The 13,001-nt window shown below is 71.2% G+C and carries 13 protein-coding genes; 8 read left to right on the forward strand and 5 right to left on the reverse strand.

Features of this window, described 5'->3' with window-relative positions; all coding sequences use genetic code 11:
• The first annotated feature begins 37 nt into the window (after window positions 1–37).
• Complete coding sequence (locus tag L0P92_RS22740) at window positions 38–481, forward strand: DoxX family protein (protein ID WP_234764668.1); 444 nt, start codon at window positions 38–40, stop codon at window positions 479–481.
• A 97-nt stretch (window positions 482–578) separates the two neighbouring features.
• On the opposite strand, the gene L0P92_RS22745 is transcribed toward L0P92_RS22740, so the two are convergent.
• Window positions 579–1,040, reverse strand: a complete 462-nt coding sequence (locus L0P92_RS22745) for an RNA-binding S4 domain-containing protein (RefSeq protein ID WP_234764669.1) — start codon at window positions 1,038–1,040, stop codon at window positions 579–581.
• A 67-nt stretch (window positions 1,041–1,107) separates the two neighbouring features.
• On the opposite strand from L0P92_RS22745, the gene L0P92_RS22750 reads away from it, so the two are divergent.
• Both L0P92_RS22750 and pip read left to right on the forward strand, forming a co-directional pair.
• Window positions 1,108–1,812, forward strand: a complete 705-nt coding sequence (locus L0P92_RS22750; protein WP_234764670.1) for a uracil-DNA glycosylase — start codon at window positions 1,108–1,110, stop codon at window positions 1,810–1,812.
• Between the two features lie 73 nt (window positions 1,813–1,885).
• Window positions 1,886–2,881 carry a prolyl aminopeptidase gene (pip, locus tag L0P92_RS22755; RefSeq protein ID WP_234764671.1) on the forward strand — a complete coding sequence of 332 codons (996 nt, stop codon included), beginning with the start codon at window positions 1,886–1,888 and terminating at the stop codon, window positions 2,879–2,881.
• Here pip and L0P92_RS22760 read toward each other — a convergent pair.
• Window positions 2,866–3,540 (reverse strand): GntR family transcriptional regulator, encoded by a 675-nt coding sequence (locus tag L0P92_RS22760; RefSeq protein ID WP_234764672.1) that lies wholly within the window; start codon window positions 3,538–3,540, stop codon window positions 2,866–2,868. The two genes, pip and L0P92_RS22760, sit on opposite strands and share 16 nt — an antisense overlap.
• Window positions 3,541–3,710: 170 nt before the next feature.
• On the opposite strand from L0P92_RS22760, the gene L0P92_RS22765 reads away from it, so the two are divergent.
• Together L0P92_RS22765 and L0P92_RS22770 are read left to right on the forward strand one after the other, a co-directional pair.
• A complete protein-coding gene (locus L0P92_RS22765; protein ID WP_234764673.1) occupies window positions 3,711–5,207 on the forward strand; it encodes an NCS1 family nucleobase:cation symporter-1 in 1,497 nt (498 codons plus the stop codon).
• A 5-nt stretch (window positions 5,208–5,212) separates the two neighbouring features.
• Window positions 5,213–5,932: an aspartate/glutamate racemase family protein gene (locus L0P92_RS22770; RefSeq protein ID WP_234764674.1), complete on the forward strand. Its 720-nt coding sequence runs from the start codon at window positions 5,213–5,215 to the stop codon at window positions 5,930–5,932.
• On the opposite strand, the gene L0P92_RS22775 is transcribed toward L0P92_RS22770, so the two are convergent.
• Both L0P92_RS22775 and L0P92_RS22780 read right to left on the reverse strand, forming a co-directional pair.
• Entirely contained in the window at window positions 5,933–6,409 is a 477-nt protein-coding gene (locus L0P92_RS22775; protein WP_234764675.1) for a GNAT family N-acetyltransferase, read from the reverse strand.
• The gene (locus L0P92_RS22780) at window positions 6,406–6,831 is read right to left on the reverse strand and encodes a RidA family protein (protein ID WP_234764676.1); all 426 of its coding nucleotides are present in this window, start codon (window positions 6,829–6,831) and stop codon (window positions 6,406–6,408) included. Before L0P92_RS22780 ends, L0P92_RS22775 begins: the two co-directional genes overlap by 4 nt.
• Before the next feature lie 127 nt (window positions 6,832–6,958).
• Here L0P92_RS22780 and L0P92_RS22785 point away from each other — a divergent pair, with 127 nt between their 5' ends.
• The 3 genes from L0P92_RS22785 to L0P92_RS22795 all read left to right on the forward strand — a co-directional run bounded on the left by L0P92_RS22785 (window position 6,959) and on the right by L0P92_RS22795 (window position 9,930).
• Entirely contained in the window at window positions 6,959–7,816 is an 858-nt protein-coding gene (locus L0P92_RS22785) for a nucleotidyltransferase domain-containing protein (RefSeq protein WP_234764677.1), read from the forward strand.
• A 57-nt stretch (window positions 7,817–7,873) separates the two neighbouring features.
• Window positions 7,874–8,845, forward strand: coding sequence for a serine/threonine-protein kinase (locus L0P92_RS22790; RefSeq protein ID WP_234764678.1), 972 nt, complete (start codon window positions 7,874–7,876; stop codon window positions 8,843–8,845).
• A gap of 164 nt (window positions 8,846–9,009) precedes the next feature.
• Window positions 9,010–9,930, forward strand: a complete 921-nt coding sequence (locus tag L0P92_RS22795; protein ID WP_234764679.1) for a hypothetical protein — start codon at window positions 9,010–9,012, stop codon at window positions 9,928–9,930.
• Window positions 9,931–10,219: 289 nt separating this feature from the next.
• Here L0P92_RS22795 and L0P92_RS22800 read toward each other — a convergent pair whose 3' ends face one another.
• Window positions 10,220–12,661: a SpoIIE family protein phosphatase gene (locus tag L0P92_RS22800; protein WP_234764680.1), complete on the reverse strand. Its 2,442-nt coding sequence runs from the start codon at window positions 12,659–12,661 to the stop codon at window positions 10,220–10,222.
• Window positions 12,662–13,001: the final 340 nt, after the last annotated feature.

The raw sequence follows: 13,001 nt of genomic DNA on the forward strand, positions 1-13,001 counted from the left end.
GTGACAGCACCACGGACCACCGAACACAGGAGACCCCATGTCCGAGACCGCCGCCTCCGCCACCCGCCCCGTCATCGCCGAGTCCGCGACCCCGCGAGGCCGCCGCGCCCGAATCGCCCTGCGCGGTCTGCAGATACTGCTCGCTCTCTTCTACGCCGTCGCCAGCGCGCTGCCCAAGCTGATCGCGCACCCGTCGGCCGCCGAGGGCTTCGACGAGCTCGGCTGGGGCAGCGCGGGGATGTACACCATCGGCGCGCTCGAACTGGCCGGTGCCATCGCGCTGTTGATCCCGGTGCTCCAGTCGGTGGCGGCGATGGCGCTGAGCGCGCTGATGGTGGGCGCGTTCGTCGTCACGATCACCGCCTACGAGGGCGAGAACGCGGCGACACCGCTCATCCTGATCGTGCCGCTCGCCCTGATCGCCTGGGCACGGCGGAGTTCGAACGGGGATCTGCTGCGGTTGGTGCGACGACGCGCGTGAGCGGATGACGACGCCGGGAGGTGGCGTCCGGCCCGGGCCCTTCGGCTCGCCGGACGCCACCGCCGTATGTCACCCGCCCTGTGCCGCTCGCCGTCCGTCACCGCCCGCGCGGCTGTCCGGTTCCGCCCTCCATGAGGCCGCGCAGGCGTTCCATCTCGCGCCGGTCCCGCTTGGTCGGCCGGCCCGTGCCGCGGTCGCGGATGCCGGCCGGGGCGACGGCCTCGCGCGGCGGGGGAGGGGGCGAGTTGTCGACGTAGCACTCGACCGCCACCGGCGCGCCGACCCGTTTGCTGATGAGCCGCTTGACGATGACGATCCGCTCCCGGTTCTCCTGCCGCAGCCGCACCTCGTCGCCGACGCGCACGGCGTGGGAGGGCTTCACGTTGTGCCCGTTCACGCGCACGTGGCCGCCCTTGCAGGCGGCGGCGCCCATGGAGCGCGTCTTGACCAGGCGCACGGACCAGATCCAGCTGTCGATCCGTACGCTCTCGCCGCCGCGCGCACCCGCGGTCGCGCCGCCCGCCGTCCCCTTGTCGCCCTCGTCGTCCTCGGAAGCCATGCCTCGACCTTAGCCCGCGCACGCGGCCGCGACGGCCGTACCGGTCGAGGGTGACTACGGTGGAGACGTGGATGCCCTCACTGACCTCGACCGACGGATCGCGGGCTGTCGGGCCTGCCCGCGTCTCGTCGACTGGCGTGAGGAGGTGGCCCGCACCAAGCGGGCCGCGTTCGCCGACCAGACGTACTGGGGCCGGCCGGTGCCCGGCTTCGGTCCGCCGGACGCCCGGCTGCTGATCGTCGGGCTCGCCCCGGCGGCCCACGGCGGCAACCGGACGGGCCGGATGTTCACCGGGGACCGCTCCGGGGACGTGCTGTACCAGGCGCTGTACGACGTGGGTCTCGCCTCGCAGCCCACGTCGGTCGCCGTCGACGACGGCCTGGAGCTGTACGGCGTACGAGTCACGGCCCCCGTGCATTGCGCTCCGCCCGCGAACAAGCCCACGCCGGGCGAGCGGGAGACCTGCCGGTCCTGGCTCGTGCGGGAGTTGGGCCTCTTGCGGCCGACGCTGCGGGTGATCGTGGTGCTGGGGGCGTTCGGCTGGCAGGCGACGTTGCCGGCGCTGGTGGAGGCGGGGTGGAGAGTGCCCCGGCCGCGCCCGGCGTTCGCGCACGGCGCGCGGGTCGCGCTGGAAGGGGGCGGCGGGCTCGGCGGGCTCGACCTCTTCGGATGCTTCCACGTCAGCCAGCGCAACACCTTCACCGGCAGGCTGACGCCCGCGATGCTGCGGGACGTGCTGAGCACGGCGGCGCGCGCGGCCGCTCTCGACTGAGCGGCCCTTCTCAACCGAGCGGTCTCTCTCAACTGAGGTGACCGGCCAGCCGTACGGACGTTACGGTGCCCGGATGCCTCTCTACCCGGAGATCGAACCGTACGACCACGGCATGCTCGACGTCGGTGACGGCAACCGCGTCTACTGGGAGACCTGCGGGAACCCGCGAGGCAAGCCGGCGGTGGTGCTGCACGGCGGGCCGGGTTCCGGAAGCAACCCCTGGTTCCGGCGGCTGTTCGATCCCGAGGCCTACCGGATCGTGCTGCTCGACCAGCGGGGTTGCGGACGTTCGACGCCGCACGCGAGCGCGTACGAGACGGACATGAGCGTCAATACGACGGCGCACCTGATGGCCGATCTGGAGCTGCTGCGGCGGCGTCTCGGGATCGAGCGGTGGCTGGTGTGGGGTGTGTCGTGGGGCTCGGTGCTCGGGCTGCGGTACGCGCAGACGCATCCCGGTTCCGTGTCCGAGCTCGTCCTCACGGGCGTGGCCACCGGTTCGGACGCCGAGGTCGCCCTGCTGACCAGGGGGCTCGGGCAGTTCTTCCCGGAGGCCTTCGAGCGGTTCGTCGCCGAGGTGCCGGAGGCCGAGCGTGCGGGGAACCTCGCCGCCGCGTACAGCCGGCTCATCGAGTCGCCCGACCCTCGGGTGCGGGAGCGGGCGGCGCGTGCGTGGACCGACTGGGAGACGGCCATGGCCGCCGCACCACCGCGTTCCGTCCCGCGCTACGAGGATCCGGTGTTCCGCATGGGCTTCGCGCGCACCGTGACGCACTACTGGGGAAACGGTCACTTCCTCGGCGAGGGCCGGGAGGAGAGCCGTGAGGAAGGTGTCGTCCTGCGGGACGCGCCCCTGCTCGAAGGCATCCCGGGCACCCTCGTCCAGGGCAGCCTCGACCCCGGCAACCTGCTGGGCGTGGTCTGGCGGCTGCACCACGCCTGGCCGGGCAGCGAGCTGATCGTCGTCGACGACGTGGGGCACAACGCGGGGGCGCCGGACATGGCGGAGGCGCTGGTGGCGGCGACGGACAGGTACGTGAGGCGGGAGCCGGCTCAGACGGAGGGTTGACCGGTCTCCTCCCCGAACAGCTGCCGCATCGTCGAGCGGTAGTTGGTCTGCACGTGGGCCAGCGCGTGCGACCGGGCCCGTGCCGGGTCGCCGGAGGCGATGGCCTCGTACAACTCGCGGTGTTCCACGAGGAGTTGGGGCCACTCCTCGTTCCGTCGGGTCATCCAGCGCAGTCGCCCGGCGACCGGTTCCAGGGCCTCTGTCAGCAGGTTGTTGCCGGCCATGGCGACGATGCGGTCGTGCAGTCGGCTGTTGACGTCGGTGATGGTCTCCGCGTCCCCGGCCTCGGTCGCGGTGGCCGCCTGGTCGAGGAGCCGCTCGACCTCGGCGAGGTCCTCCGGGGTCGCCCGTGACGCGGCGAGTCCGGCCGCGTAGACCTCCAGCGCCTCGCGCAGTTCGAAGAGCTCCTTGACGTCGGCCGGGGTCAGCCGGCGTACGACCGTACGGCGTGCCGACTCGAAGTGGACGAACCCCTCGACGACCAGGGCGCGGATCGCCTCTCGGACCGGAACGCGCGAGACCCCCAGGCGCTCGGCCAGCTCCCGCTCGACGAGCCGGTCTCCTGGCCGCAGGCGCCCGGCGATGATGTCCTGCCGCAGGGTCGCCAGCACGCGTTCGCGTACCGCGCCGATGGGTTCGATCTTCGTCGTGGAGCTCATGGGGCCATTTTGGCGGACCCGGGGCGTGTTTTACGGAGCGTTAACAAGAGCGACATCCGTCAGAACTGTTGACGGGAGGACCATGTCCGCAGTTTGGTATACCAAACGCCGCCGTAGTGTGGGCGGCACCTCCACAAGCAGTCCTCCGTCCCCTGGCTCCTGGAGGCCCCGTGTCCCTCGCCGACCGTGCCGAAGTCACCGGCACACCAGCGTTCGTCCCCGATCCCAGGCTCACCAACGAAGACCTCGCTCCCGCGGGCAAGCGCAACTGGAAGGTCTTCGACCTCTTCGCGCTGTGGATGTCCGACGTCCACAACCTCGGCAACTACACCTTCGCGGCCGGCCTGCTGGTCCTCGGCATGAACGTGTGGCAGGTCTTCACGTCCCTGCTCGTCGGCTTCGTGATCATCTACATCGGCATGAACTGGATGGGGAAGATCGGCCAGCGCCACGGCGTCCCGTTCCCGGTCGTCAGCCGCATCAGCTTCGGCGTCTGGGGCGCCAACATCCCGGCGCTGATCAGGGCCGTGATCGCCATCATGTGGTACGGCATCCAGACGTACCTGGCCTCGGTCGCCGTGAACGTGATGCTGCTGGCCGCCTGGCCGGGCCTGGAGTCCTGGACGCACAGCTCCTTCCTGGGGCTGCACGCGCTCGGCTGGGTCTCCTTCCTCTCCCTCTGGCTCATCCAGGCGTTGATCATCAGCCAGGGCATGGAGTCGGTGCGCAAGTTCCAGGACTTCTGCGGTCCGGCGATCTGGGTGGTGATGATCGCGCTGGCGGTCTGGATCCTGGCCAAGGCCGGCTGGACCATCTCGCTCACGTCCACCCCGCACCCGGTCTCCGTCGGCGAGCAGTGGCGGCAGTGGTTCGGCGCGATCGGCCTGATCCTCGCCACGTACGGCACGCTGATGCTCAACTTCTGTGACTTCTCCCGCTTCGCGCCCGACTACCGCACGGTCCGCAAGGGCAACTTCTGGGGCCTGCCCATCAACTCGACGGCGTTCGTGGTCGTCTCGGTGATCGTCACGGCCGGTTCGCTCGAGGTGTTCGGCGAGGCCATCACCGACCCGGCGGAGCTGGTGGCGAAGGTCGGCAACACCTGGGTCCTGGTGCTGGCCGCCCTGACGTTCGCCATCGCCACCATGGGCGTCAACATCGTCGCCAACTTCGTCTCTCCGGCGTACGACCTGGCCAACGTCTGGCCGCAGAAGATCACCTTCAAAGTCGGCGGCATGATCAGCACCGTGGCGGCGCTGGTCGTCACCCCCTGGAACCTGTTCTCCAACCCGACGGTCGTCAACTACTTCCTGGGCGGCCTTGGCGCCTTCCTGGGCCCGCTGTTCGGCGTGATCATGGTCGACTACTACCTCGTCAAGCGCGGCCGGGTGGACGTCGCGGAACTCTTCTCCGCCGAGCCCGGCTCGCGCTACTACTACCGCAAGGGCGTCAACCCCAAGGCGCTGTGGGCGTTCCTGCCGTCGGCGGGGGTCGCGGCGGTGCTGGCACTGGTGAAGGCGTTCAGCGATGTGTCGCCGTACTCCTGGTTCATCGGGACGGCGATGGCTGCGGGCCTGTACCTGCTGCTGTGCCGCGGTGAGCGCGCCGAGTCCGCCGCCGACTCCGTCACCGAGTCCACCGCCGAGTCCGTGACGCGGGAGGTCTGAAGGACGTGCGGATCGTCGTCACCAACTGCAACACCACGCAGGAGATGACCGAGGAGATCGTACGAGGTGCCCGGGTCGCCGCAGGCCCGGGCACCACCGTGCTCGGACTGACCCCCGCGTGGGGGCCGGAGTCGGCGGAGGGCTGGCTCGACAGCTACCTCTCGGCGGCCGCCGTGATGGACGCGCTGCGGACGTACGAGGGTCCCGAGTACGACGCGGTCGTCATGGCCGGCTTCGGGGAGCACGGAAGGGAGGGCGTACGGGAGCTGGTGGACGTACCGGTCGTCGACATCACCGAGGCCGCCGCGCATCTGGCCTGTCTGCTCGGGCGGCGCTACGGCGTGGTGACCACGCTGGAGCGGTCGTGCGGGCAGATCGAGGACAGCCTGGAGACCGCCGGCGTGGGCCGCAACTGCGTCGCCGTGGTCGGTACGGGGCTGGGCGTGCTGGAACTGGAGGACGGTGAGCGTACCGAGTCCGCCTTTCTGGCGGCCGCCGAGCGTGCGCGGGACGCCGGTGCCGAGGTGCTGGTGCTGGGCTGTGCCGGGATGACCGGTCTGCAGCGGACCGTGGGGGAGAAGCTGGGGGTTCCGGTGGTCGACGGGGTGGGGGCGGCCGTCAAGCTCGCCGAGTCACTGGTGGGGCTGGGGCTGACGACGAGCCGGGCCGGGACCTATGCGAAGCCGTTGCCGAAGCGGCGGGAGTGGGGCCGGACGCCGGGGTGATCACCCCTGGCCGGGACGCCAGACGTACCGCACGTCGGGCTCCCGCTCCTCGTTCCCGCTGCCGTCCGTGTACTCGACGGCGACGAAGCCGTGGCGCTCGTAGAAGCGGTGGGCGGACCTGTTGACCTGGAAGGTCCACAGGCTCAGCCCGCCGGGTCTGCGGCGCTTGGCCAAGTCGACGAAACGGTCGCCGATGCCTTGGCCCCGGTGGTCGGGGGCGAGGTAGAGCTGGGAGAGCTGGTCGTGGTCGAGGACCATGAGGCCGATGACGCCGCTGATGCTGGCGGTGGCCTCGGTGGCTTCGGCGACCCAGGTCTCCCTGAGGGGGATCACCACCTCCCGGAAGTAGGTCCGCACGGCGTCGTCGGAGTGCGGCCGGACGACCGTCGGCAGGGCGGCGGCGAACGACCGCAGCCAGACGTCGGCGGCGGCACTGGCGTCGGACGCGGTGGCGCGGCGGAGCACGACCGGTGTCATGGCCGCGGCTCTCCGGCCGGCTTGTCGGGAACGGCGGCCGTGGCCGTGATCTCCACCAGCTGCCCCGTGTAGCCGAGGCAGGCCACGCCCAGGAGCGTCGACGAGTGGGGACCGGCGCTCAGTCCCGATGCCTCGACGACCTCCCAGACGGCGGACAGCACGGCGGTGTCGCCGCTCACGACGTACACGTCGGTCGACAGCACGTGCGCCAAGTCGCTGCCGACCGCCCGCAGTTGCTCCTCCAGGTTGGCGATCACCTGCTCGGCCTGCCGTACGGGGTCTCCCTCGCCGACGAGGTTCCCGTCACCGTCCAGCGGCACGGAACCCGCGAGGAAGGCGAGCCTTGTGCCGGCGTCCACGACGGAGGCGTGGGAGTAGGTGGGGGGAGGGAAGAGGGTCGGGGAGGTGACTCGCCGGATCATGGGGGCTCCTGGGGGTGCCTGGGAGGTGTGGAGTGGTGTGGTCTCAACTTGAGTCGTGGAGCCACAACTTGCCGATCATCCGGGGCCTGACCCCACGTACGCATCCGAATTTCCCTACGCTGCGCGTATGGCTGCCCTCCCAGACTCCGCCCTTCCGGACTCCGACCTCCCAGACTCCGTCTTCCTGGACACCACCGCCGACCGCCTCGCCTCCCTCCCCACCGTTCAGGCCGTCGCCCTCGGTGGATCCCGGGCGCAGGGCAGTCACAGGCCGGACAGTGACTGGGACCTGGCCGTCTACTACCGGGGTCCCTTCGACCCGGAGGATCTTCGTGCCGTCGGCTGGGTGGGTGAGGTGTCGGAGGTCGGCGGGTGGGGCGGTGGTGTCTTCAACGGGGGAGCGTGGCTGACGGTCGAGGGGCGGCGTGTGGACGTTCACTACCGCGATCTCGACGTGGTGGAGCGGGAGTTGGCGGAGGCGGAGGAGGGGCGGTTCCGGGTGGAGCCGTTGATGTTCCATCTCGCGGGGATTCCCAGCTATCTGGTGGTGGCCGAGTTGGCGATCAACCGGGTGCTGCGGGGGGAGCTGCCGAGGCCGGCCGCCTATCCCGAGCGGCTGCGTCGCACCGCGAGCGAGCGTTGGTACGGCACCGCCCGGGCCACTCTCGCCTACGCGCGGGCCAACCATGCTCCGGCCGGCCGCCTCAGTGAGGTCGCGGGTGCCCTCGCCACGGCCGCCGCGCAGACCGGGCACGCCGTGCTGGCGGCGCGCGGGGAATGGGTGACGAACGAGAAGCGGCTGCTGGAGCGGGCGGGGTTGCGGGGCGTCGACGATGTCATCGGGTCGCTGGGCCAGGCGTCTGGCGAGGGGCTGAGTCCGGCGGTCGACGAGGCGGAGCGGCTTTTCGAGCAGGTGATGGAGCGGGCCGCGTCTTCTCTGTCTTCTCTCGAGGGGTGTGGCCCGGCGAGCGGATCCGCTGGATAATTTGTCCCTGTAAGGGGCGTTTGTCTGATGCGGTGATGTGCCGCCTGGGGGCACGCGATGGGTGCGGGACTGGTCGGGGAGCGGATCGCGGGCTACCAGGTGGAGTGCGAGCTCGGTCGTGGGGGCATGGCCGTGGTGTACCGGGCGAGGGATCTGCGTCTGGAACGCACGGTGGCGCTGAAGCTGCTGACCCCGGACATGGTCCGCAATGACACCTTCCGCCGCCGCTTCGCCCACGAGCAACGGGCGGCCGCGGCGCTCGACCACCCGCACATCGTGCCGATCTTCGAGGCCGGCGAGACGGAAGGCGTTCTGTACATCGCCATGCGGTACGTCCCGGGGCTGGATCTGCGGGCCCTGCTCGACCGGGACGGACCCCTGCCGGTCGCGACGGCCGTACGCATCGCCGCGCAGGTGGCGTCCGCCCTGGACGCGGCCCATGAACACGATCTGGTGCACCGGGATGTGAAACCCGGCAATGTGCTGGTGGCCCGGGGGACGGACAGTGATCACCCGGAGCACGTCTATCTCACGGATTTCGGGCTGACGAAGAAGTCGCTGTCGCTGACCGGGCTCACGTCCGTGGGCGAGTTCGTCGGCACGCTCGACTATGTGGCACCGGAGCAGATCGCCGGGCGACCGGTGGACGGCAGGTGCGATCTGTACAGCCTCGCCTGCGTCGTCTACGAGACGCTCGCGGGCGGGCCGCCCTTCCAGCGCGACGACAGCATGGAACTGCTGTGGGCCCACCAGTACGACCAGCCGCCCGCCCTGAGCGAGAGGCGGCCGGGGACTCCGGCGGAGATGGACGAGGTCGTGGCACGGGCCCTGGCCAAGGTCCCCGAGGACCGCTACGACTCCTGCCTGGACTTCGTGGCGGCGCTGCGCAGGTCGGCGCGGGACGCCGAGCGGGAGCCGAAGTCGGAGGCGGACACGCATCCGCCGACCCAGGTGGACCGGGCGGTGGGGCCGCTCCCTCACCCGCCGCAGTGGGCCCGGCCCGTCTTTGACCGCCGCCCCGGTCGCTGACCGGACGCGCTTGTACCCCGCCACTTCGGGTCCGTCAAGCCCCGAACCCTCGGAACATGACCAAGCGGGATGAAACGGGCCTACTGGAAGTGCGCCTCACCGGAAACGCCGGATCGAACGAGGCACCGGGGCACCGCCAAGGGCCATTCACTCCTGAGGGAATCATGAACTCTGCCACCCGCACTCGCGAGAACGTCCGTTCCAAGCGCCGTCTGGGCCTGACCATGGCGGCGGTGTCGGCCGCGGTCGTCACCGGAGGCGTCATCCTGCCGGCCACCGCCGCGACGGCGGCCCCGATGTCCTCCGAGTCGGCCGCAGCCGTGGCGCCCCAGGCCAAGGGCAACGACAGCGACAACGATAAGGGCAAGGACGGAGACGGGGACCGGGGCGGAGACAAGGACAAGCGCAAGAACAAGCACAAGAAGATCTACTGCTGGAGCGATGACCACAAGGAGCACTTCAAGGATCGCAAGGACAAGGACCGCAAGGGCAAGGGCAAGGGCCACGACAAGTGGAAGAAGGACTACTGCTGGGCGGGCGGCCAGAAGTTCTACTGGTCGGAGAAGTACGAGTGCTACTTCGTGGTGATCAAGCACGTCAAGCGCTACTTCTGGGACAGCCACAAGGACTTCCACTACTTCGAGAAGCACTACAACGAGTGGAAGGTCGAGATCCACCTGCACTTCTGGGAGGACAAGGACCACTGGAAGGACGAGCGCGAGGTGAAGGACAAGCACAAGAACGGGGAGAACGGCGAGCACGGGGAAGGGACCGAGGGCGGCACTGAGACCGGGGACGGCACGACCGAGCAGGGCACCGAGAACGGCACCGACACCGAGAACGGGACCGACACCGAGAACGGCACCGACAACGGGACCGACACGGAGACCGGCGACGGCACGACTGACCAGGGCACCGAGAACGGCACCGGCACCGAGCAGGGCACCGAGACCGGCACCGAGGACGGTACCCAGACCGGCGACGGCACGACCGACACGACCGAGCAGGGCACCGAGGTGCAGCCCCAGCCCGACGCGCAGCCCGAGCCGGAGGTCCTGGTCGACGAGCCCGCCCCGGCCGCGTAAGTCCACCCACTCTGACGGGGTGAAGGCACTGAGACCTTCACCCCGTCACCCTTTCCCGCCTTCCCGAAAGGAACCACCGCTCATGTCCACCCAGCCCTGGCAGCGACGCCTCGCCCAGATAGCCCACCCCCGCTCGATCGCCCCCGGCGCGGCCGACGCAGCCTCCACGCACCCCCACGTGGCACCCCGAACCCACCGATCCGCTGCGGAGCACCCCATGCGCCGACCGTCGGGCACCGGACCTCGCCATCACCCCCGAGCTCCCCCGAGCTGCCCCGATTTCCCCAGGTCAGGCCGAGTTGAGGAACTGTTCGGCCCAGACCGTCTTGCCGGTGGGCTCGTGCCGAGTGCCCCAGCGCTGGGCGAGCTGGCCGACCAGCAGCAGGCCCCGCCCTCCCTCGTCGAAGACCCTGGCGCGGCGCAGGTGCGGGGCCGTGCTGCTGGAGTCGAAGACCTCGCTGATCAGGGTGCGGCCCTCGTGGATCAGGCGCAGCCGGACGGGCCGGCGGCCGTAGCGCAGGGCGTTGGTGACCAGCTCGCTCACCACGAGTTCAGTGATGAACCCGGCCTCGTCCAGCTGCCAGGCGGCCAGCTGGTCGGCGGCCAGCCGACGGGCCCGAGCGACGACCGTGGGTTCGAAGTCCAGCTCCCAGGTGGCGACCCGGTCGGCGCCGAGGCAGCGGGTGCGGGCGGCGAGCAGGGCGATGTCGTCGTCCGGCGGGTGGGTCAGCATGGCGGCGAGGAGCCGGTCGCAGACCGTGTCCGGCGTCGGTGCGGGGCGGGCGAGGGTGGCGAACATCTTGTCCAGCGCCTCGTCGATGTCGTGATCGCGGGCTTCGAGCAGACCGTCGGTGTACAGCGCGATCAGGCTGCCCTCGGCCAGTTCGGTCTCGACGGTCTCGAACGGCAGGCCGCCGAGGCCCAGCGGCGGGCCGGGCGGCACGTCGAGGAAGCGCACCGCGCCGTCGGGGGCGACCACGGCGGGCGGGGGATGGCCGGCCCGCGCCAGGGCGAGGCGGCGGGAGATGGGGTCGTAGACCGCGTACAGACAGGTGGTGCCGATGCCCGCGGCGCCCTCCTGGGCCTCCTGCGGCCCGGCCTCCTCGGCGGACAGGTGCACCACGAGATCGTCGAGGTGGGTGAGCAGTTCGTCGGGCGGCAGATCGACGTCGGCCAGGGTGCGCACCGCCGTACGTACCCTCCCCATGGTCGCCGCCGCCCGGACGCCGTGGCCGACCACGTCGCCCACGACCAGGGCGACCCGGGCGCCCGACAGCGGGATCACGTCGAACCAGTCGCCGCCCACCCCGGCCCGGCCGCCGGCCGGGAGATAGCGGGTGGCTACGTCCAGCGCGTGCTGGTCGGGCAGGGTCTGCGGGAGCAGGCTGCGCTGGAGGGTCATCGTGGTGGTGCGTTCCCGGCCGCGCTGCCGGGCCCGCCGGATGCCCTCGGCCGCCGCGCCCGCGAGCTGTTCGGCCAGCCACTTGTCGTCCGTGTCGAACGGCTCCCGGCGCCGGTGCCGGCCCAGCAGCACCGCACCGAGCATGCCGCCGCCCTGCGCGCGCAACGGCACCACCATCACCGAGTGCACCCGAGCCCGGCCGATCCAGGCGGCCTGCGGGTCCTCCTCGGCCCAGCGCGCGACGGCCGGTTCGCCCACCCCGTACACGGCCGCCTGCCCCTCGACCAGGCACCGGGTCACCGGTGAGAGCGCCGGGTAGCGCACCGACTCTCCCGGCGTGACGCGGACGCCGCCGTCGTCGAGGACGGACCGGACCGCGACCCGGCTCAGCACGGCCCGTCCCGCCGACTCGGCCGACAGCACGGGGTCCGCCTCGCCGCTGCGCCGAAAGGCGTCCAGCACCTCGACGGCGACGTAGTCCGCGACGGCTGGTACGGCCACCTCGGCCAGCTCCTGAGCCGTGCGCTCGGCGTCCTCGGTGGTGCCGATCCGGGGCAGGGCCTGAAGCAGCATCCGCTGCCGGGCCGGATCGCCGCCCGTCGTGTGGTACGCCACCAGGCACACCGCACGGACCCGGCCCTCCGCGTCCTTCAGCGGAGCCAGCGACGCCGGCCAGCCGCCCTCCGCGCCCACACCCCCGGGACCCAGCACATCCGCGACATGCTGCACCCCGCCGCCTTCGAGCACGAGGCGCATCGCCGCCTCGGCGCGGTCGCTCAACGGATGCGGCGCCAGCTCCGCCAGCCGCCACCCGTGCATCTCCTCCGCGCTCAGCGACAGCGCGCCCTCCAGGCCGGCGTTCGCCGCCACCAGCCGCAGCTCCCGGTCGAACACCCCCACGCTGCACGGCAGTTGGCGCAGCACCCACTCCCCGAGCAGCCCGTCCTTCGGCAGATCCTCGCCCGGCGACGACGGCCCCCCGGCCGCTCCCGCCACCACCAGCCACTCGGCCGCCGCGCCACCGGAGGCCCGCCGGTGCGCCAGCAGCCGCCGCGGCAGCTGCCGCCCGTCCCGATGCCGTAGCACCGCCGAGCCGCTCCAGCCGCGACGGCCGGCCGCGACCCGCCGTACCCGTTCCTCGACGTCATCGGCCACCAGCCGGGCCGCCGGGTGCCCCACCACCTCGGCCGGTCCGTAGCCCAGCAGCCGCCCGGCTCCCTCGCTCCATCCCGTCACGATGCCCCGCTCGTCCACGGTGGCCGTGCACGGCTCCTGCGGCGCGACGCTCGCCCGCGCCCATTCGCCGGAACGGGAGGAAGGACGCGCCATCACCGCTCCTCTCGCCGTTCACCGCTTCCGTGCCGGCAGCACCCCCTGACCAGCATGATCCCGGCGCACACCAACCACAACCGGAGGCGGTGTCGGTACGGGACTCCGCCTGTGACACGCCTGTGACAGCGGGCGGACGCGGTGATGACCTCGCTCAAACATTCTCTTTACAACGGGCAAATCGAAGTATTCAGGCATTCGCGCATCAGGTATCAGGTATTGCCCTCTGCTTCCAAGGGTGTGAGCAGAAACGACCGCGCCGACCAGCCCTGGTCCTGCTGCTCGCCGGCCTGGCCGTCGGCGTACCGCTGTGGCTGGTCGTCGTCACCTCCGCGAAGCC

It is taken from the genome of Streptomyces muensis (assembly GCF_021474425.1).
In the GTDB taxonomy this organism is placed as follows: domain Bacteria; phylum Actinomycetota; class Actinomycetes; order Streptomycetales; family Streptomycetaceae; genus Streptomyces; species Streptomyces muensis.

What these genes read in the sequence shown, in the direction of transcription:
- pip (WP_234764671.1), top strand. Translation starts at nt 1,886, where the DNA reads ATGCCTCTCTACCCGGAGATCGAACCGTACGACCACGGCATGCTCGAC.
- L0P92_RS22800 (WP_234764680.1), bottom strand. Translation starts at nt 12,661, where the DNA reads ATGGCGCGTCCTTCCTCCCGTTCCGGCGAATGGGCGCGGGCGAGCGTC.
- L0P92_RS22795 (WP_234764679.1), top strand. Translation starts at nt 9,010, where the DNA reads ATGAACTCTGCCACCCGCACTCGCGAGAACGTCCGTTCCAAGCGCCGT.
- L0P92_RS22760 (WP_234764672.1), bottom strand. Translation starts at nt 3,540, where the DNA reads ATGAGCTCCACGACGAAGATCGAACCCATCGGCGCGGTACGCGAACGC.
- L0P92_RS22740 (WP_234764668.1), top strand. Translation starts at nt 38, where the DNA reads ATGTCCGAGACCGCCGCCTCCGCCACCCGCCCCGTCATCGCCGAGTCC.
- L0P92_RS22745 (WP_234764669.1), bottom strand. Translation starts at nt 1,040, where the DNA reads ATGGCTTCCGAGGACGACGAGGGCGACAAGGGGACGGCGGGCGGCGCG.
- L0P92_RS22780 (WP_234764676.1), bottom strand. Translation starts at nt 6,831, where the DNA reads ATGATCCGGCGAGTCACCTCCCCGACCCTCTTCCCTCCCCCCACCTAC.
- L0P92_RS22790 (WP_234764678.1), top strand. Translation starts at nt 7,874, where the DNA reads ATGGGTGCGGGACTGGTCGGGGAGCGGATCGCGGGCTACCAGGTGGAG.
- L0P92_RS22785 (WP_234764677.1), top strand. Translation starts at nt 6,959, where the DNA reads ATGGCTGCCCTCCCAGACTCCGCCCTTCCGGACTCCGACCTCCCAGAC.
- L0P92_RS22775 (WP_234764675.1), bottom strand. Translation starts at nt 6,409, where the DNA reads ATGACACCGGTCGTGCTCCGCCGCGCCACCGCGTCCGACGCCAGTGCC.